We start from the raw sequence: 19583 nt of genomic DNA, 5'->3' as shown, positions 1-19583 counted from the left end.
TGTAGTTAGTCTTTGTTCACACTCTATGATAAAATGTCTTGAGTAACTTTTAAAAGGAGATGTATAACGTGACACAGCATGCGACCTATGAAACAAAAAATATTCGAGAAACTGCTGTATTAATCGGTGTACATGCTCAAACGGATCGTCAATTTAATTTTGAATCTACTATGGAAGAGCTTGATGCTTTATCACAAACTTGCCAACTTAATGTTAAAGGACAAATCACTCAAAATAGAGAGCAATTTGACCATAAATATTATGTTGGAAAAGGAAAAATCGATGAAATAAAATCTTTCATAGAATTCCATGATATAGATGTTGTCGTAACCAATGATGAATTAACGACGGCACAGTCTAAAACGTTAAATGATAATTTGGGCATTAAAATCATCGATAGAACCCAATTAATTTTAGAGATATTCGCGTTGCGAGCGAGAAGTAGAGAGGGAAAGCTACAAGTTGAACTTGCACAACTCGACTATTTGTTACCAAGACTACAAGGTCATGGTAAAAGTCTATCTCGTCTTGGTGGTGGCATAGGAACAAGAGGTCCAGGTGAAACAAAGTTAGAAATGGATCGTCGCCATATTAGAACACGTATGAATGAGATTAAACATCAATTAAAAACGGTCGTGGATCATCGGGAAAGATATAGAAATAAACGTGAACAAAATCAAGTTTTTCAAATCGCTTTAGTTGGTTATACAAATGCGGGTAAATCGTCATGGTTTAATGTTTTAGCTAATGAGGAGACCTATGAAAAAAATATTTTGTTTGCAACATTAGATCCCAAAACACGACAAATACAAGTGAATGAAGGATTTAATTTAATTATTTCTGATACGGTAGGATTTATTCAAAAATTACCAACGACTTTGGTGGCTGCGTTTAAATCTACACTAGAAGAAGCTAAAGGTGCAGACATACTTATGCATGTCGTCGATGCAAGTCATTCGGAATACCGTACTCAAATTGACACTGTAAATCAAATCATTAATGATTTAGAAATGGATCATATTCCACAAGTAGTTATTTTTAATAAAAAAGACTTATGTAACGAACAGATGGATGTACCTGTATCTAAATCTGCGCATGTTTTTGTATCTAGTCGTGATGAAAATGATAAAGAAAAGGTAAAAAATTTAGCAATTCAAGAAATAAAAAATAGTCTCAGCCCATACGAAGAAATTGTAGACAGTGCTGATGCAGATAGATTATATTTTCTTAAACAACATACGCTTGTTACTGAATTAATATTTGACGAAACGCAAGCATCTTATCGTATCAAAGGATTTAAAAAATTATAAAAAGGAAGACAGATTATGCAAGATTTTAGCAATTTAGTTGAAGAAGTTGAAAACACACTTATTCCTTACTTTAAGAAAATTGAAAAGCGTGCATTATTTAATCAAGAAAAGGTCTTAAATGCTTTTCACCATGTTAAAGCTAGCGAAAGTGATTTACACGGGTCTACGGGTTATGGATATGATGATTTTGGGAGAGACCATTTAGAAGAAATTTATGCGTACACATTTAAAGCAGATGACGCACTTGTTAGACCTCAAATTATATCAGGTACCCACGCTATTACTTTAGCCTTACAAAGTACGTTAAAAAACAATGATGAACTACTTTATATTACAGGTAGTCCATATGATACACTTCTTGAAGTCATTGGTATAAATGGCAATGGTGTTGAAAGTCTTAAAGAATATGGTGTTCGCTATAATGAAGTCGAATTACGTGACGGTCGAATTGATATTCCTAAAGTCATCACTGAAATTAATGATAATACAAAAGTTGTAGCAATTCAACGATCAAAAGGATATGATCAACGTCCATCAATTACAATAAATGAAATTGAACAAGCAATAAAATCAATTAAAGAGGTTTATCCCAATATCATTATTTTTGTTGATAATTGTTATGGGGAATTTGTAGAAGATAAAGAACCAATTGAAGTAGGTGCTGATTTAATCGCCGGATCATTAATTAAAAATCCAGGTGGAGGTTTAGCTAAAATTGGAGGATATATTGCTGGGAGACAAGATTTAATTGAACGCTGTGGTTATCGTTTAACAGCACCAGGCATTGGTAAGGAAGCAGGCGCCTCACTTAATTCTCTACAAGAAATGTATCAAGGATTCTTTCTAGCACCACATGTGGTTAGCCAAAGTTTAAAAGGTGCACTGTTTACTAGTTTGTTATTAGAAAAACTAAACATGAAAACCTCCCCTAAATATAATGTTTATCGTACAGACTTAATTCAAACGGTTCAATTTGAGACGAAAGAGCAAATGATTTCATTTTGTCAAAGTATACAACACGCTTCACCAATTAACGCACATTTTAGTCCAAAACCTAGCTATATGCCTGGATACGAAGATGATGTCATCATGGCTGCAGGTACATTTATTCAGGGCTCATCTATTGAATTATCTGCAGACGGACCTATACGCCCGCCTTATGAAGCATATGTTCAAGGTGGTTTAACTTATGAACATGTCAAATTAGCTGTTACGCGTGCGGTGCAAGATATGCAAGATAACAATTTACTATAATTTTTAAGAGATTGAGATCAAAGTATAAAAGATTAGGCTCAATATAAGGATATAGCATAAAAGCATTCTCGTATGATTCATTAAATCATCAAAGAAAGATCATATAAATGATAACGATGTTATAAGGAGTTTGTTTTCGATAAGATTTTCGACTCCCCAAAAGTAATAGATATAAAGAGAATGGACGATGTTCTAGCCTTATTCTTAGAGTTGTTACGCCTAAGATAAAAGTTATTAAGCTTAGTTATACTTTGAAAAGCAATCTCTTTTTATTTCGAACAATATAAATTGTCGGAAAATTATAAAATTTTTGTGTTATAAGCCATTCTCATTTCTAATTTTAATTAATTACTAATAAATAAACATTGATATAATAAGGTTTAGAAGGTTTATGTCAGAAAACCTTACATACTTTTGTAATTAAAGTAAAACTATGCTAAATTAATAACAAGTTCAAAAGTAGAGGAGAGGTTCAAGGAATGTCTAATGATTCAATCAGACGAAACATGGCCGTTTTCTCTATGAGTGTGGTTAGTAAATTGACAGATTTATCACCAAGACAAATTCGTTACTATGAAACACATGAACTTGTGATGCCCGAAAGAACAGATGGAAATAAGAGATTATTTTCTATGAACGATTTAGAGAGGTTGTTAGAAATAAAGTCTCTTATCGAAAAGGGATTTAATATTAGAGGTATTAAACAAATTATATTCGATGAGCAAGGGCATTTAACTACTGATGAACAAGAGACAAGAAAGAGAATGATTGTTGACGCAACGCAGAAACCACGTAGTGAAACATTACCAATAAATCGTGGCGATTTATCACGATTTATTAAATAAAATTGGAGGATTTATACCATGCCAAAACGTAGTTTTACAAAAGATGATATTCGTAAATTTGCTGAAGAAGAAAACGTAAGATATTTAAGATTACAATTCACTGATATTTTAGGGACTATTAAAAATGTTGAAGTTCCAGTAAGTCAATTAGAAAAAGTATTAGACAATGAAATGATGTTTGATGGTTCATCTATTGAAGGTTTCGTTCGTATCGAAGAATCAGATATGTATTTACATCCTGATTTAGATACTTGGGTTATTTTCCCTTGGACTGCTGGACAAGGAAAAGTAGCACGACTAATCTGTGATGTATTTAAAACAGATGGTACACCATTTGAAGGTGATCCACGAGCTAACTTGAAGCGTGTATTAAGAAGAATGGAAGACATGGGCTTTACTGATTTTAATCTAGGACCTGAACCAGAATTTTTCTTATTTAAATTAGACGAAAAAGGCGAACCTACATTAGAATTAAACGATGATGGTGGTTATTTCGATCTAGCTCCTACAGATTTAGGTGAAAATTGTCGCCGTGACATCGTTTTAGAATTAGAAGATATGGGCTTTGATATTGAAGCAAGCCACCATGAAGTAGCGCCAGGTCAACATGAAATTGACTTTAAATATGCAGACGCTGTTACAGCATGTGATAATATCCAAACATTTAAATTAGTTGTTAAAACAATTGCACGTAAGCATAATTTACACGCCACATTTATGCCAAAACCATTATTTGGTGTAAACGGAAGTGGTATGCACTTCAACGTATCACTATTTAAAGGAAAAGAGAATGCGTTCTTTGATCCTGAAGGTGATTTACAATTGACTGATACTGCTTATCAATTTACAGCTGGTGTCCTTAAAAACGCTAGAGGATTCACTGCAGTATGTAATCCAATCGTCAACTCATATAAACGTCTTGTACCAGGTTACGAGGCACCATGTTATATTGCATGGAGTGGTAAAAACCGTTCACCTTTAGTACGTGTTCCAACATCTAGAGGTCTATCAACTCGTATTGAAGTACGTTCAGTTGATCCTGCAGCTAACCCGTACATGGCATTAGCAGCAATTTTAGAAGCAGGATTAGATGGCATTGAGAATAAACTTGAGGTTCCAGAAGCAGTAAACCAAAATATCTACGAAATGAATCGTGAAGAACGAGAAGCAGTTGGTATCCAAGACTTACCTTCAACTTTATACACTGCGTTAAAAGCAATGCGTGAAAATAAATCAATTAAAAACGCTTTAGGTAATCATATTTACAATCAATTTATTAACTCAAAATCGATTGAATGGGATTACTACAGAACTCAAGTATCCGAATGGGAAAGAGAACAGTATATTAAGCAATACTAAGCGCTAAACAATTTCAGGGGAAACCTAATAGGGGTAAGGAGTTAAGGCATTTTGCCTTAGCTTCTTTTTTATATAAAAGTGGGCAACTTATATATAAAATGATTCTAAATTTTACTTGAATGGGCAACTATTGGGCAACTAATTTTAAAATACATTCTTAATATACTTCTCAAAGTTTTCTTTAGCATTATCATTCATTTTTTTAGTAACGTGACTATAAACTTCACTAGTAATAGCTTCAGATTTATGACCTAAACGTTCTTGAATTACTTTCATAGGTACATTGCTTTCTAGAAGTAAGGTAGCGTGTGTGTGTCTTAGTTTGTGAATACTTAATTCATTTCCTTTACCAAGTAATTTTTTAGTGACATACATCATAGTATTATGTGTAGTTGAACGTGGAAGCGGCTCACCAAATTCATTGCAAAATATGTAATCATAGGAATTATTATAGAAGTCTGAATTAGCTATCTTATTACCATTTTGTAATGTTTTAAGCTTAAATAATTCATTAGCTAATTCATTTGATATAAATATAATTCTGTTTTCCTTATTTTTAGTAGGGCCGAATTTATTTCTTTTTTGATTATAAGATTTTGTGATTGAAATTGTTTTTAATTTTCTATCATAATCTTTCCAACATAATGCACTAGCTTCACCAATACGCATACCTGTTTCTATTAAAGTTCTAAATAAAAAATATTGATATACATCTCTTTTTTTAACCATTGCTAAAAAAGGCTTAACTTTATCTTTAGGTAAGTATTTTGCTTTATCCTTAATTTTTAAATCTTTATGATTCAGTGTAATTCCTTCGCAAGGATTGAAGTATATTAATCTATCATACTTAGCTCTTTCAAGGCTACGCTTTAGCAAATTGTGAGTTTTAGATAAAGTAGATTTACTATAACCTTTTTCTATTAAATGATTGATAAAACTTTGGTGCATAGATGGTGTAATATCTTTAATATTAATATCATTATAGAAATCTAATATTCTTTTTTTTGAAAATTGTTCAATTTCAAAACTACTATCACTAATTTTATTTTTACGCCAAGTATTTAGATAGTATTCAAGCCATGAAGTTAAAGTGTAGCTTTTTTCTTCTTTATAACCCTTATTTAACTTACTTTCAATTTCAATAGCTGCTTTTTTGGCTTCAGTCTTCGTTCTATAACCAGATTTAGTTATATATTTTTTATCTCCATTATGGTCTTTAAAATGTACTTTAAAACGCCATTTATTTCCTCTTTTTTCAAATGATGCCATTTTACCACTCCCTAGATGTGTATTTCTTAAGTTGAAAATAAGCTAATTATCAATAGCATTAATTAGATTTAAATTAGGATATTTGATTTTGTAAAAAGTTAGAGTTTGTTTAATATAAATTGAAGTAGTATTAAAGTAGATTGCTAATTTTGAGTATGAATTTAATTGAGGATTTTTAATAGCTTCGATGAGTTGATCAAGAGGAATAAATTCACTTACAGAACTGATGGCTAGAGAGTTAAGTTTATTTATCTGTCGAGTACTATACGAAACTACTTTTTCATTTACTGTTAAATCAGGAATAATAGATTTACTTATATATAAATTATTACCACATATAAAGCCATTTAATTTTTCGGGGCAGTCTATATATTTTACTTCAATTTTATTTATCATCTCCTTGCAATTATGCATAGTAGATCACTTCCTTTTCAGTTTATTTTTATAAAATTGAAATTTTAAATTTTTATGTTTATCATCACTAATCGCTAGAGAAGTAAACTATATGCTAAAAATATATATAATAAAAAAGAGACACAATTATACTAATCAATAGGTATTAGTAATAAATTAGCGTCTCTTTTTATTTATCGCTTTTATTATCTTTTATAAAGTTTATAAAATTTATTATCTGTTTCATTTCTTCATCTGTTACATCATCATCAATATGTGCTGCAATAATTTCTCCATTATGACTTAATCTTTTATCGTCATCACTGAGGCGTTCAGGGTTAACATCATAGCCTAAAAGCCAAGCTTCACTTACATCAAGTACTTTCGCTAAAATATAAATTTTATCTTGTTTAGCTTCGTATTTTCCATTTAAATAATCACTAATTGAATTACGTCCAATACCTGTCAACCTTGATAATTCAGATTGCGAATATTTTTTAGAATCAATAGCTTCGCGTAATCTGTTTTTAAAACAGTTCATATTTCTGAACACCTCCTTTAAGTATAATACTATTAAATTAGAGAACTTACAATTATATTCAACAAATTTTGTACAAAAAAATGAAAAATATATGTTGACTATTTTAAACTACAATGCTTTAATAAAAATGTACGGAAAACCGAACGAGTAAGGAGGTGATTTAGATGAGTTATACATTTGATTATAGTTTGCTTTGTGAAAGAATGTCAGAATATAGACATAGTCAAAGCTCATTAGCTAACGCTATTCCGATATCACGGACTTCAATAAATCATAAATTGAAAGGGAAAAATTCATTCACTCAATGGGAAATCAAAAGAATTTGCGAACTACTTGAAATTTCACCTAATAAAGTGGGATTATATTTTTTTAATCAAAATGTTCGGAAAACTGAACAATAGCAAATTTTAATTACGGAGGAAGAACTTATGAGCAATATTGCAATCGAAATTAAAGATGATTTTATTAATGAGTTAGTGCAGTCAAAGGTGGAAAGTATTTTAGAAAATTACAAACGTCAATACGCTTCAATTGATATTAAAGATCTAGTAACAATTACAGGGCTAAGTAAGTCAACTCTACAAAATAAAATTGTTTGTGAGCCTGAAATCGTAGAAGTTACAAGGCGTTTAGGTACACGAGTTTTATATCTTTATCCGCAAGTTTTAGACGCATATCAAACTGTAATTAATCGATTAGGTTCATAAATATTTAGAGGAGGAACATGCATGATCAAACAGTTATTAAATGACAAATCATTATTAGAAAAATTTAAAGATAGAGATGAATTGAATGAATGTGTAAAAAAGCTAATGCAAGAACAAGTGAAATTAAAAAATGAGAATAATAAAGTAATTCATTTTAGTGATTTAAGAGGTGCGTAATGGAAAGAATTAAAATATTAAAAATAGCACTCTTAATCGTCATCTTGGTGGAAGAGATTAGGAATGCTAAAAGAAATACAAAATTTAATTCAGATATTAATATTGAAAAATTAGTCGAATCAATAAATGAAAGAAATGCTAGAAATTGCTCGTTATTTTTCTAACATATCTAATTTTTCTAGTAACTGAATAAACATTTCATCTTGTGATTCAACTAGTGACTTAAGATAGATATTAATCATTGTGTTTTGAGAATTATCTTTTCTATTAGCGTGATATTCATTAAATTTTTGTTTAATAAGTGTATTACGTTCTTTAAATAATTGATTTAATTCATTTTTAGTAATCTTACTCATATTTTCCACCACCTACTATCGCAGTAGCGATAACTATAATTATACATGAAGGGAGTTATGCGCGTATGGAATACATTGGCTTTGCAGATGTCGGAAAATTTGTACAAATTAGTGGGATATCTAAAGATGATTTTGAAAAGAAGATAGCACCTAATAAAGAGTTTCAGGCAAATTGTATGTACCGCTTCGGTAAAGGAAACAAAAGATATATCAAGATAACTAAAGCGATTGATTTTATTGAGAATAATTTAATGGTTAAAGAAAGTGACATATAAGGAGGTGAGTTTATATGGACAAAATATTTTTATCATTTGTTATTGCGAATTTAGTTTTTATAACAATGTCTATAGCATTACAAATATTAGGATTTTATTTTACAACTGCAATTGGTAGTGCAGCATTATTAGCAATGGTAACATTCATATACCTTGACAAATATTTCTTTCAAGAAATAAAAAAACTGACTGCTAACGGCAATTAGCAATCAGAATAAATAGAAAAATATTTACATGTGAATTATAACAACTTTGGAGGATAACTACAATGAAAAATGAATCTAAGCAAAAAATGTTTGATTTATATTATGCTCTTTTTAGTGAATTTAAAGAAACAAGTCAAACATGTTTATTAGAAATTGAAAAGACCTCAAGAAATGAAATTATAATTAATTTTTTACATTACCATAATAGATATATGACGAATAATAAATTACTACAAATTTTTGAAATATATCCCGAAAGTCACGAGAGACTTAAGAATCATATTATTTCTGTGATGCGTGGCCAAGTCTTAATTAGTAAGGGAGCATAGGAGTTGATTATAAATGAATGTAACTGTATTAATTGGACGTTTAACACGTAATCCTGAATTAAAGCACACACCAAATGGTATTGCTGTTGCTTATTTAAATATAGCAGTGAATAGGGATTATACGAATTCTAAAGGTGAATATGAAGCGGATTTTATTAATTGTATTGCTTTTCGTAATCAAGCAGAACATGTAACTAATTATCTATCAAAGGGGAGTAAAGTCTCCATAAGAGGACGAATTCAAACACGAAATTATAAAACGTCTGATGATAAAAAAATATATGTGACGGAAGTTGTGGCCGATAAAATAGAATTTTTAGAAACTAAAAATAAAGATACTTCTAACAATAATCCTTTTGTTAACGTAAATCAAAATACCCAATCAAATGATGATATATTTCCATTTTAAACTAATGAATAAGAAAGTGAGGAGTATTTATGACCGGGTGGATAAAACTACATCGTCAAATTATGGAGCATTGGATATGGGAAGATTCTAAACGTTTTAAATGGTGGATGGAAATACTTCTTTTAACAAATCATACAGATAAAAAAGTATTTGTTGGCGGAAAGATACAAATGATAAAAAGAGGCTCTTTTCATACTTCTGAAGTGAAATTATCTGAACGTTGGAATGTATCAAGAAACACTGTAAGAAAATTTTTAAAGTTACTTCAAAATGACAATATGATTACTACAAAAAAGACAGGTAACGGAACAACTATTGAAGTGCATAACTATGATGTTTATCAAGGAAATAATGAAGTAAAAAAACACGAAAATGAACAACAAAATAAACAAGAAACTGAACATCAGCATGAACATGTGAGAGACAACGAACAGAACAACGAACAGAACACAACTAAGAATGTAAAGAAAGAGAAGAATTATAAGAATGTAAAGAATGAGAAGAAGGAAAAAAATAATAGTGCCTTCGACTTCTTTCAAAATAATGGATTTGGTTTTATCACTCAATATACAGCTGAAGATATTAATTATTACTTAGACTCTTTTGAAAATGATTCAGATGAAATAGTCATTGCAGCATTAAAACTGGCTAAAGATAGAAATAAGGTTAGTTGGGGATATACAAAAGGGATTTTAAATACATGGTTACAAACTAACTTAAATTCTATTGATCAGGTAAAATTTTTTGAATTACAACTAAAAGAAATGCGAAAAAATAGAAATACATCAAATCAATTTCAAAAAAAAGAGTTAACACCAGAATGGCTTGAAAATAGACAATACAAAAAGCCTAATATTTTAAAAAGCAACATTATTGAAAATGATGAAAATTTTAATAAGGAAGTAGCAGCATTCAAGGATAAACTTAATAAAAAGTGGGATTAATCATTTTGACTGAAATTAGAAAAATTCTTACATACAATAACATGAAAATAAAGTTTACTGATGATGAATTAGCAAAAATGAATGAGTTAAATATTACAGAAGCAACTATAATTAGTAGATTAAAAAAAGGTTGGCCAAAGTTTTATATAGTTCATCAACCGAAAAAAATGAGTAGCGAAAAATTTAAAGAAATGCTTTTAGTAAGACAACTAGCTGATGAAAATAGAAGATGTAGAGAAGCCTACAAACTACAAAAATTAATAGAAATTAAAAAGAAAAAGCTCCATCTAAAGATGTATCCTCAAAAAGTTAGAGCAAGTAAATATTACAAAACCTTCTTGAATTTACTTTAAAGCCATTTTTAGGGAATAGTTAAAAAATTGAATTTAGGAGAATGAAATATATGAATAATTTATTAATTCCAATTTTATTTATTGTTATGTGCATAACTTATTATTTAGTACCATTTATATTGAACAAGTTGATTAGAATTATGTTAGGTCTAGTTATGTGTATTTCTTTATCAGCAAGTGTCACATTAGCTTTTATCTATAGTTATGAAGAGTATATTATTCCTATGATTGTTGGAATAATATTAATTGAAATCATAGATATAAAAACTGATAAATATGATATTAACCGTAAAATTAAAAAATTTTTTAAACAACAAAATAAAGAACTAAGAGACAGAGATATTAATTAAAAAATTTTTACTAATAAAATCAGGTGAACCAACTCTAAATAGTTATTTATCAGAAAGTAGTATAAATAAATCCTCTGAGAAGAAGGAGTATAATTAATTATGGTTAAAATTAAAACAGTTATGAAACTGAGCTTTATTGAATTGATTAATGGGCATGGAAAAACAATATAAAGAATGAAACATTTTACGGTAAAAATGCTGAAAGGATAAAATTTGATAAATTTGGTTGGCTTCAATGTGAAGAAGTAGAAGAAAACACATTATTTAAAGTTGAAATGGCAAAAGAAATAACTGAGGAAGCCAAGTTGAAATAAATCATTTTAATTGTAAACGATATAGTCTTATGAAGAGACTGATGAAGTTGTTGCAGCATTATTATCTGGAAATAAAGAAGATTTAAGGGTATAGGCGATATTGTAGTTACTTTAATTTTTTTAGTTCAGCAATTTGGTTGGAACTTAGAAGAGTGACTACAAAACGCCTATAGTGAAATCAAAAATAGAAAAGGAAAAACTATAAACGGTACTTTTGTAAAACAAAGTGATTTATAGAATTATGTTATTTATTAAACTACTAGAATTGTATTATCACCAATTAAAAATACTAGTAGTTTTTCACAAAGAACAAAATATATGACTTCAGTTGGTTTATAATTTAAATTCATATCATATTAATCATTTAAATAACCTGGATGTTTTTTACTACTTAGAATAATTGATATACTCTTAAATTTCACTTCTACTTCACTGTCATCGATTAATAAAAGCATTATTGTATCTTCGTCTTTAATTTGATAGCCCTTAGATAAATAAGAATGATCATTAGTTATAACTTCCGAGAAAATATTCTTTTCATAATCACTCTCTAAATGTTTAATTACATTTTCTTTATTCATTTTGTTCACCTCCGTTTATTTAAGTAATACCCAATACTTAACTTTTTAAAGATATTACTTAAAATTAAAATATTATAAGAGTATTGGTATTAAGCTATCAAAAGATAATTTTACGTCAGTAAGTTGGATTTAAGGGCAAGAAATATAAATACAAACATCAGGAGTGTAATCATCATGAAAGATTTATTAATAGAATATAGAAAGACTAGGTTAAATGTATTAAATAAAATTAAAGATTTAGAAAATAAAGATTCTTTTAGAATGGATGATTTATTAGTCTATAAAGATATTTTAAAAGATTTAGATTATACAATAGAATGGTTAAAATATGGACATCAACCTGGGATTTATAAAGCTATTGATAGATCACAATGTTATTTAGTAGATCAACAAGTTTTAGCAAAAGCTTGTGATGAATCTATGTATAAAAAAATTTCTAATGAAGAATATAAAAATATTATTGAAGATATAAATAATCCAATTAGTTATGCTTTGATGAAATTAACTCCTATTGAATTAGAATGTTTTATAATGGTTAAATGTGAAGGATTAAGTTATAGTGAAGTTGCTAATTTATTAGGAGTAAAAAGAGGAACAATACAAAAACACTTAGAAAGAGCCAAATGTAAAATAAATTTAGAGATAGATAAAAATCTTTTTATTAATATAGATTAAAAGTTTAAAAGGAGAGATATAAACGAAATGGGATCAATAATAAGTGCTTTGATAAGCATGTTGGGTGTTTTAATTGTATTTTATAAAACTAGAGAGTACCAGTCTAATATACATAAGGAAAAACTAGAAGAAGACGCAAAAAATAATCAACCAGTCTTCATATTCGATCCTCTTGAAATATATTACCAATTTAAAGGTTATAAAAAGAAATATATTGATAAGAACTGGATATATCCTGATTCAAATTTATATAATGACAATTTAAACAATGACTTTAATAATGATTATTTTCATAAATCGATATTAAGGTTTAGAAATATAGGTAACGGCGTAGCCAAAAACGTTACGATTACATGCAAACATATAGACGGATTAAATTTTTTGAATCAAGTGAACGGTGATTCATATTATCCTTTAAATCATGATTTTAAATTAGGTAAAGTAAATGATGATAATAATGAAGCAACAATTTCAGTGGAGTTAGATGAAAATGGTGATAAGGGATATTCTTTCAGAGTCCGAATGAAAGAAAAATATTCAGAGAAAAAATATAGATTTATTAATAATAATGGTTATATTGAATTTCCTTTCAATCTTTTTGATATGCGTATCTTTAATTATAGATTATATCATTCTGATCCGCGAGAAATAAGAGAACCAATGCTTCAATTTACATTTGAATATTATGATCTATATGATAATCCATATAAAGATACTATTTATATTTCAATTAATAATATGTCGTTGAAACACAATCATCGAGATGAAATAACTGTTATGGCTAAATTAGATGAAGTTAATGAAGAATATAAAGTTAAAGCAGATGAAAATATTCAAAGTAAGTTAGGCCATCCGAAATATTTTAATTAAATATATGTCTTACACAGTATACATATGTATAAGAAACAATTTTGAGGATAACTTATGAGTAAAAGAAAGCAACAACAATTTGATTGGTTCTACCGTAAGAAAGCTTGGTTAAATATTAGAGAAATAGCATTAGATAGAGATAACTATTTATGTAGAAGATGTGTTAGATTAAGCAAGGTTAGACCTAATCCTGCAGTAATTGTACATCACATTATTCCTATTACTAAAGATTTTAATAAAGCGTTAAAATTAGATAATTTAGAATCTCTTTGTTTAGAATGTCACAATAAAGTACATCCTGAAAAAGGGAAAAACCGTCTTTCGAAAGACGGTTTTTTTGTTGGTAATGTGAGGAAAGAAATGATGTTTGATGAATATGGAAATTTAATTGAAAGGGTCCCCCCGGGTTAAACATTGCCGGGCCACTTTGGGGGACCGGCTTAGGAGGAGGTACATTTAACGGATTGTTTCACGTATGACCCCCCCTCCCCATTTAATTTTATAAATACACTCAAATTTAGGTGGTGATTCGATGGCTAAAATAGGCGAAGATAACATGGATTTAATTAAACAAAAGAGAATAAAGAAAGAGTTGTCTAAACTTAAAAAGATTTATAAAGACATACCAAAAGATAAGATGATTATTGTAGATGGATTAATAAACAGAGCTGCTTTCATGAGGATTTCATTAGAAGATATGGAACTTGATATTCATAAAGATGGATTTGTAGAAATGTTTAGTCAATCAGAAACACAAACACCATATGAGAGAGAAAGACCAGTAGCAAGACTTTATAATTCAATGAATAAAAACTATCAATCAATCATTAAAGAATTAACATCACATTTAAAATATTTAGATGAAGACCACGATGAAGTTCAAAATAATTCAGTTATGGAAGCTTTTGCGAAAAGACGTGATAGAAGTGGTTAATAAAGTTGAAGATTACTACTTTAAAAGTTATCCAATTCAATACAATCCAATAATTGAATATTTTAACCAAATTAAAAATAAAAAAGTAATTGTGTCATTAAAAATATATAAGGTTTATAAAAAAATTGTGGAAAATATTCATGATACTGAAAGTCAATGGATATATTCTCCTGAACATGCATTACACCCAATAGAATTTATAGAATCATTTTGTAAACATATAAAGGGAAAGTATGCTGGAACACCAATTGAATTAGAATTATGGCAAAAAGCAGGAATAGCAACTATTTTTGGTTTCATTAATAAAAAAACTAAAGAAAGAAAATATCAAGAAATCTTTTGGGTGGTGGCTCGTAAAAATGGTAAGTCAACTATATCTAGTGGAATAGCGTTATATTTGCTCGGTGCTGATGGTGAAGGTGGCCCAGAAGTATACACAGTGGCTACCAAAAAAGATCAAGCAAAAATAGTATGGAACGATGCTAAAAAGATGGTGAATAAATCGCCGTTATTAAAACTCGATTTCGTAACTAAAGTAGCTGAGATATTAACACCTTTTAATGATGGACAATTAATTCCCCTTGGTCGAGATAGTGATACTACAGATGGGTTAAATGTACATGGTGCTATTATGGATGAAGTGCATGCTTGGAAAACAATGCAAATGTACGATGTGGTTTTTGACGGAATATCTGCACGTGATAATCCTTTAATTCTAGCAATAACTACTGCGGGAACAATAAGAAACTCTGTGTATGATATAAAATATGAAGAATCAGAAAATATAATCAATGGGTTATGGGAAGATGAAGGATATAAAAATGAACGATTTTTACCTTTGATATATGAATTAGATTCACGAGAAGAATGGATAGATGAAAGTTGTTGGCTAAAAGCCAATCCAGGATTAGGTTCAATAAAGAAAATAGATGCTATCAAAACTAAAGTAAATAGAGCTAAGAAGAATGCTTTATTAAGAGCAAACCTACTAACAAAAGATTTTAATATTCGTTCAAATGCAAATGAAGCATGGCTATCTTTTGAAGATTTAAATAATACTAATAAATTTGAATTAAGTGAATTGAATCCTTCCTATGCTATTGGCGGTAGTGACTTATCAAGCAGTATTGATTTAACAGCAGCGTGTATTGCTTTTATGCTTCCAAATGACAAAAATGTTTATTTCAAACATATGTATTGGATACCAGAAGATCTAGTAGAAGATAAAGTAAATGAAGATAAAGTACCTTATGACAAATGGATAGAATTAGGATATGTAAGGACAACACCTGGCAATAAGGTTCATTATAAGTTTGTTGAAGAATGGTTTGATGAATTGCGTGACGAATTTGATATTTATATACCATGGCATGGTTACGATGCTTGGTCTGCTGAATATTATGTTGAGAGTATGAAAGATAAACATGGAAGCGAATCAATGATTAAAGTATATCAAGGTAAAAAAACTTTATCAGGACCAATGGAAAATTTAGGTGCAGATTTAAAGAAAAAACACATTAATTATAATAACAATCCAGTAACAAAATGGTGTTTATCTAACACTATTGTTGATATAGATAAAAATGGAAATATCCAGCCAGATAAAAGTAATAAAAGAAGACGTATAGACGGATTAGCTTGTATGCTTAACGCTTATGTAATTTTAAATGAAAAAATGGATGATTATATTAATTTGATAGGTGCATAACTGGAGGTGATTATATGTTTAATAGAGCAAAGGCTTTTTGGAATAAAATATTCTTAGATCCATTAGCAGATGCGAGAGAACAAAGTATTTTTAAAATGATGAATAACTATACACCTACATTTAATTATGTAGAAAATCCATATGATACAAAAATAATACGTAAAGCTGTACACACTATAGCTACTAATGGTGCTAAGTTACGTGCAAAACACATTAGGAAGAAAGATGGGAAACTTGAAGTTCAAAGTACAAACTTTGAATATTTGCTCAATATACGACCTAATTATTTTATGAGTGCATTTGATTTTTTGTATAAAATTATTACTCAATTATTATTAAAAAATAATGCCTTTGTATATATCGAAAGAGATGAAAGAGGTAACATAAAAGGATATCATCCAATAAATTCAAGATACACAGAATTAATTGAATATAAGGGAGATTTATTTATTAGATTCTATTTTCCCAATGGTAATAAACTATCAGCGTCTTATGATGATGTTATTCATCTAAGACGTTATTTTAATAATAACGATATTTATGGTGAATCTAACAAATGTATAATAAATGGATTAAATGTTATTCAGGCTGCAGATGATTCAATTATTAATGCAACAAAACAGTCAGCTTTTTTAAGAGGTTTATTAAAATACAATCAAATTTTAAAGCCAGAAGATATAAAGAGCCATAGAAATAATTTTGTTAAGGACTATTTAAATATTAATGATTCTTCTGGTATTGCAGCATTAGACCAAAAGGCTGATTATATTGAATTGAAAAATGACCCTAAAATGGTGGATTCTAACCAAATGAAATTTCTTTCAGAAGATATGCTAGCTTATTTTGGTACTAATGAGGATATTGTTTCATCAAATTATACAGAAGATCAATGGAATGCATTTTATGAAAGTGTATTAGAACCAATTAGTATACAAATGTCTCAAGAATTTACTTATAAATCATTTACAGAACGTGAAATGGGTCATGGTAATGAAATTATGTTTGAACCAAATAGAATTCAATATGCTTCTATAAAAACAAAAATTGAATTAATTAAGACAATGGGACCAATGGCAGTTATTAAAAAAGATGAAATGAGGGAAATATTTAATCTCCCGTCTATGGACGAAGGCGGAAATGATTATGTACAAACATTAAATTATATAGTCGCTTCAGATGCACAAGAATATCAAATAGGTAAAAAAAATAATGATAAAGGAGTTGATGAAAATGGGGACTAAGAGAAAAGAAATTATTAAAAGAGAAAAGCAAATAAGAAGTATGCCTGTAAGTATATCTAAAAGAAATGAAGATGAAATAGAAAAAATGATAGTTGAAGGGTATGCTGTAAGGTTTAATGAACCTACTGTTTTATTTAAATTTGAAGGTTTAGAGTACAAAGAGGTTATTAAACCTGAAGCTCTAAATCATACAGACTTATCGGATGTACCATTTAAATATAATCATTCAGATAATGTAATGATAATGGCACGTACTAGAAGTAAGACGCTCACACTTAATATAGATAGTGAGGGTCTTTTTATTAGAGCTGAATTAGCAAATACGACGGCAGGTCGTGATTTATATGAATTAATTAAACGTGGTGATGTCGATAAAATGTCATTTGCTTTCACTATAGAAGATGAAGATTATGATATTGAAACACATACTTATACAATAAGATCTATTGATAAATTGTTTGATGTTGCCGCAGTTGATTTTCCAGCATATAACAATACTTCTATAAGTGCTAGAAAAAGTTCTGCTCTTGAGCTGGAGAGGTCTAGAGAAATTGATTTGGAGAAGTCGGCAGACGAAAAGCGTAAAAAAGAATTGTTATTAAAATTGAGATTAGGAGGAGTTTTTAATGAATAAACGATTAAAGGAAATTTTAGAAAGAAAGCAAGAATTACGTAAGTTAATTGAACAAGATGACAATGCAGACTTAAACGCTATTTCTACAGAATTAGATGAGATTGAAGCGGAAGAGCGTCAAATTAAAGATAAACAAAATATCATTGAGCGCATGTCTAAAGGAGAAACTATTGGCAATGTCATTAGTCAGAACTTCGATAAAAAAGAAATAGACATGAGAAGTATGAATTGGGAGCAAGCAATTGAAACACCTGAATATCGTTCAGCGTGGTTAAATGATATCGCAGGTAGAAAAGTTACAGAAGAACAGAGAAACTTAATTTCGAAAGTAAATGAACAGTATCGTAGTGATTTTGTACATTCGACTGAAAATAAGGGCATTTTAATTCCCAAATCAGTAGCAGATGGTATTTGGGAGAAAGCTGAACAAACTTCTAGTTTATGGGCAGATGTTAATAAGTTTAAAGTTAAAGGCATATTAACGTTAGTTACTGGTGAAAAAAATAAAAATGCAACTTGGTATGAAGAAAGTACAGTTGTTGAGTCTGAAGAATTAAAATTTGGAACTGTTGAGTTATCGGGTTATGAGTTAGCTAAATCTATTACTGTATCGTGGAAGCTTAAAACCATGGCAATTAATGAACTTGAAACTTATATAATTAATGAATTAGGAAAAAGAATTGGTTCAGCATTATCATACGGTGTTTATCGTGGTAAAGGTCCTAAAACAACACAAACCAATTCAAAATCGGAACCATTAGGTATTAGAACGGTATTGAAAAATACTAATAAATATTATGACAATGCTGTATTGAGTTATAACGTATTATGTCAATATTTAGGTGAAATTCCGACAAATTATTCTAAAAATACAAAGATTTATGCTAGCAGGAGAACAATTTGGACTTCGTTAGCTACTCTTACAGAGAATGGTGGAAAACCACTATTTATAGCTGATCCGACTAATAATGGAATTCATAGATTGTTTGGAATTGAAGTTAAAGAAGATGCAGGTATCAAATATGGTGAAATTTTAATTGGGAATTTAAAGGATGGTTATGTAGCAAATATACAAGAAGATATTTCTATTTATACTGAAGACCATATTAAAGAACGGAAAACAGACTATATGAGTTATGCTATAGTTGACGGTAAACCTATTGATGAAAATGCATTTGTTATTTTGAAGGTAATAGACGGTGTGGATTTAGATGAGCCAGAAAGTACAGTGCAGGCTCTTTAATTAGGTGATTTAAATGACTAAAAAAATAATAGCTTTATGTAGTAAGGATTTTAGAGACAAATCTAATAATTTAACTTTGGTGATTAAAGGTAATTTATATAAAGGCACAGTAGAAAGAATTCAATTTTTAGTTGATAAAGGAGTATGTGAGTTTATTGATAATAGTCAATTAGATGTACTGCTATTATCAAAATATGCAAAACATACTGGTGGACCTAATTTCATAACTAGTGATGGTAAAAAGTTTATTGGTAAAGCAAAAACATTAGAATATATAAAAGAAAATGTATTAGATAAGTAGGTGAT

General features: G+C 29.2%; 29 protein-coding genes and 1 pseudogene. 25 read left to right on the top strand and 5 right to left on the bottom strand.

Annotation, left to right across the window (positions count from 1 at the left end; translation table 11 throughout):
• The first annotated feature begins 68 nt into the window (after positions 1–68).
• From hflX to glnA, 4 genes are all read left to right on the top strand, one after another.
• The gene (hflX, locus tag HMPREF2663_RS06130; RefSeq protein ID WP_070846029.1) at positions 69–1310 is read left to right on the top strand and encodes a GTPase HflX; all 1242 of its coding nucleotides are present in this window, start codon (positions 69–71) and stop codon (positions 1308–1310) included.
• Positions 1311–1325: 15 nt separating this feature from the next.
• A complete protein-coding gene (locus tag HMPREF2663_RS06125) occupies positions 1326–2564 on the top strand; it encodes a methionine gamma-lyase family protein (RefSeq protein ID WP_070846027.1) in 1239 nt (412 codons plus the stop codon).
• 479 nt (positions 2565–3043) lie between these two features.
• Complete coding sequence (locus HMPREF2663_RS06120) at positions 3044–3409, top strand: MerR family transcriptional regulator (RefSeq protein ID WP_001829488.1); 366 nt, start codon at positions 3044–3046, stop codon at positions 3407–3409.
• Between the two features lie 18 nt (positions 3410–3427).
• Positions 3428–4768, top strand: a complete 1341-nt coding sequence (gene glnA, locus HMPREF2663_RS06115; RefSeq protein ID WP_002446332.1) for a type I glutamate--ammonia ligase — start codon at positions 3428–3430, stop codon at positions 4766–4768.
• Between the two features lie 144 nt (positions 4769–4912).
• Here the strand turns inward: glnA and HMPREF2663_RS06110 are convergent, their stop codons facing one another.
• The 3 genes from HMPREF2663_RS06110 to HMPREF2663_RS06100 form a co-directional block, all read right to left on the bottom strand.
• Positions 4913–6037 (bottom strand): site-specific integrase, encoded by a 1125-nt coding sequence (locus HMPREF2663_RS06110; RefSeq protein WP_002457334.1) that lies wholly within the window; start codon positions 6035–6037, stop codon positions 4913–4915.
• A gap of 42 nt (positions 6038–6079) precedes the next feature.
• Entirely contained in the window at positions 6080–6451 is a 372-nt protein-coding gene (locus HMPREF2663_RS06105) for a hypothetical protein (protein ID WP_002457333.1), read from the bottom strand.
• Positions 6452–6620: 169 nt separating this feature from the next.
• Positions 6621–6971, bottom strand: a complete 351-nt coding sequence (locus HMPREF2663_RS06100; protein WP_002457332.1) for a helix-turn-helix domain-containing protein — start codon at positions 6969–6971, stop codon at positions 6621–6623.
• Between the two features lie 164 nt (positions 6972–7135).
• Here HMPREF2663_RS06100 and HMPREF2663_RS06095 point away from each other — a divergent pair, with 164 nt between their 5' ends.
• The 4 genes from HMPREF2663_RS06095 to HMPREF2663_RS12870 are packed head-to-tail and all read left to right on the top strand — an operon-like array spanning position 7136 to position 8019.
• A complete protein-coding gene (locus HMPREF2663_RS06095; protein WP_002457331.1) occupies positions 7136–7372 on the top strand; it encodes a helix-turn-helix domain-containing protein in 237 nt (78 codons plus the stop codon).
• A gap of 27 nt (positions 7373–7399) precedes the next feature.
• Entirely contained in the window at positions 7400–7678 is a 279-nt protein-coding gene (locus tag HMPREF2663_RS06090) for a hypothetical protein (protein ID WP_002457330.1), read from the top strand.
• Between the two features lie 21 nt (positions 7679–7699).
• Positions 7700–7855: a hypothetical protein gene (locus HMPREF2663_RS12875; protein WP_002457329.1), complete on the top strand. Its 156-nt coding sequence runs from the start codon at positions 7700–7702 to the stop codon at positions 7853–7855.
• Entirely contained in the window at positions 7855–8019 is a 165-nt protein-coding gene (locus tag HMPREF2663_RS12870) for a hypothetical protein (RefSeq protein ID WP_002457328.1), read from the top strand. Before HMPREF2663_RS12875 ends, HMPREF2663_RS12870 begins: the two co-directional genes overlap by 1 nt.
• On the opposite strand, the gene HMPREF2663_RS06085 is transcribed toward HMPREF2663_RS12870, so the two are convergent.
• The gene (locus HMPREF2663_RS06085; RefSeq protein WP_002457327.1) at positions 8008–8211 is read right to left on the bottom strand and encodes a hypothetical protein; all 204 of its coding nucleotides are present in this window, start codon (positions 8209–8211) and stop codon (positions 8008–8010) included. The genes HMPREF2663_RS12870 and HMPREF2663_RS06085 overlap by 12 nt on opposite strands.
• 65 nt (positions 8212–8276) lie before the next feature.
• On the opposite strand from HMPREF2663_RS06085, the gene HMPREF2663_RS06080 reads away from it, so the two are divergent.
• The 8 genes and pseudogenes from HMPREF2663_RS06080 to HMPREF2663_RS13010 all read left to right on the top strand — a co-directional run.
• Positions 8277–8486, top strand: a complete 210-nt coding sequence (locus tag HMPREF2663_RS06080) for a hypothetical protein (RefSeq protein WP_002457326.1) — start codon at positions 8277–8279, stop codon at positions 8484–8486.
• Positions 8487–8500: 14 nt separating this feature from the next.
• Positions 8501–8692, top strand: a complete 192-nt coding sequence (locus tag HMPREF2663_RS06075) for a DUF1270 family protein (RefSeq protein WP_002457325.1) — start codon at positions 8501–8503, stop codon at positions 8690–8692.
• 62 nt (positions 8693–8754) lie between these two features.
• Complete coding sequence (locus HMPREF2663_RS06070; RefSeq protein ID WP_002457324.1) at positions 8755–9021, top strand: hypothetical protein; 267 nt, start codon at positions 8755–8757, stop codon at positions 9019–9021.
• 13 nt (positions 9022–9034) lie between these two features.
• Complete coding sequence (locus tag HMPREF2663_RS06065; RefSeq protein ID WP_002457323.1) at positions 9035–9430, top strand: single-stranded DNA-binding protein; 396 nt, start codon at positions 9035–9037, stop codon at positions 9428–9430.
• 29 nt (positions 9431–9459) lie between these two features.
• A complete protein-coding gene (locus HMPREF2663_RS06060) occupies positions 9460–10374 on the top strand; it encodes a DnaD domain protein (protein ID WP_070846025.1) in 915 nt (304 codons plus the stop codon).
• 5 nt (positions 10375–10379) lie between these two features.
• A complete protein-coding gene (locus HMPREF2663_RS06055; protein WP_070846023.1) occupies positions 10380–10727 on the top strand; it encodes an SA1788 family PVL leukocidin-associated protein in 348 nt (115 codons plus the stop codon).
• A 50-nt stretch (positions 10728–10777) separates the two neighbouring features.
• A complete protein-coding gene (locus HMPREF2663_RS06050) occupies positions 10778–11077 on the top strand; it encodes a hypothetical protein (RefSeq protein WP_070846021.1) in 300 nt (99 codons plus the stop codon).
• Positions 11078–11419: 342 nt separating this feature from the next.
• A pseudogene (locus HMPREF2663_RS13010) lies at positions 11420–11628 on the top strand (hypothetical protein); the annotation flags it as partial.
• A gap of 119 nt (positions 11629–11747) precedes the next feature.
• Here the strand turns inward: HMPREF2663_RS13010 and HMPREF2663_RS06045 are convergent.
• Positions 11748–11972 carry a hypothetical protein gene (locus HMPREF2663_RS06045; RefSeq protein WP_002457319.1) on the bottom strand — a complete coding sequence of 75 codons (225 nt, stop codon included), beginning with the start codon at positions 11970–11972 and terminating at the stop codon, positions 11748–11750.
• A gap of 174 nt (positions 11973–12146) precedes the next feature.
• Here HMPREF2663_RS06045 and HMPREF2663_RS06040 point away from each other — a divergent pair, with 174 nt between their 5' ends.
• The 9 genes from HMPREF2663_RS06040 (at position 12147) to HMPREF2663_RS06000 (ending at position 19578) form a co-directional block, all read left to right on the top strand.
• Positions 12147–12647 carry a sigma factor-like helix-turn-helix DNA-binding protein gene (locus tag HMPREF2663_RS06040; RefSeq protein WP_002484781.1) on the top strand — a complete coding sequence of 167 codons (501 nt, stop codon included), beginning with the start codon at positions 12147–12149 and terminating at the stop codon, positions 12645–12647.
• Positions 12648–12674: 27 nt separating this feature from the next.
• Positions 12675–13517 carry a hypothetical protein gene (locus tag HMPREF2663_RS06035; RefSeq protein WP_002458440.1) on the top strand — a complete coding sequence of 281 codons (843 nt, stop codon included), beginning with the start codon at positions 12675–12677 and terminating at the stop codon, positions 13515–13517.
• Positions 13518–13571: 54 nt separating this feature from the next.
• Positions 13572–13928 (top strand): HNH endonuclease, encoded by a 357-nt coding sequence (locus tag HMPREF2663_RS06030; protein ID WP_070846019.1) that lies wholly within the window; start codon positions 13572–13574, stop codon positions 13926–13928.
• A 121-nt stretch (positions 13929–14049) separates the two neighbouring features.
• Positions 14050–14451, top strand: coding sequence for a hypothetical protein (locus tag HMPREF2663_RS06025; protein WP_070846017.1), 402 nt, complete (start codon positions 14050–14052; stop codon positions 14449–14451).
• Positions 14444–16159, top strand: coding sequence for a terminase large subunit (locus HMPREF2663_RS06020; protein ID WP_002458437.1), 1716 nt, complete (start codon positions 14444–14446; stop codon positions 16157–16159). Before HMPREF2663_RS06025 ends, HMPREF2663_RS06020 begins: the two co-directional genes overlap by 8 nt.
• Positions 16160–16173: 14 nt before the next feature.
• On the top strand, positions 16174–17400 hold the full coding sequence (locus tag HMPREF2663_RS06015; RefSeq protein WP_070846015.1) for a phage portal protein: 1227 nt from the start codon (positions 16174–16176) through the stop codon (positions 17398–17400).
• On the top strand, positions 17390–18034 hold the full coding sequence (locus HMPREF2663_RS06010) for an HK97 family phage prohead protease (RefSeq protein WP_070846013.1): 645 nt from the start codon (positions 17390–17392) through the stop codon (positions 18032–18034). The genes HMPREF2663_RS06015 and HMPREF2663_RS06010 overlap by 11 nt, the downstream gene beginning before the upstream one ends.
• Complete coding sequence (locus tag HMPREF2663_RS06005; protein WP_070846011.1) at positions 18027–19277, top strand: phage major capsid protein; 1251 nt, start codon at positions 18027–18029, stop codon at positions 19275–19277. The genes HMPREF2663_RS06010 and HMPREF2663_RS06005 overlap by 8 nt, the downstream gene beginning before the upstream one ends.
• 13 nt (positions 19278–19290) lie before the next feature.
• A complete protein-coding gene (locus HMPREF2663_RS06000) occupies positions 19291–19578 on the top strand; it encodes a hypothetical protein (RefSeq protein WP_070846009.1) in 288 nt (95 codons plus the stop codon).
• The last annotated feature ends 5 nt before the right edge of the window (positions 19579–19583 follow it).

Origin of the sequence: Staphylococcus sp. HMSC077D08 (assembly GCF_001837945.1) — a bacterium.
Classification (GTDB): Bacteria; Bacillota; Bacilli; order Staphylococcales; family Staphylococcaceae; genus Staphylococcus; species Staphylococcus epidermidis.
The sequence above is the reverse complement of the archived record's forward strand: the minus strand, read 5'-3'. Positions and strand labels throughout refer to the sequence as shown.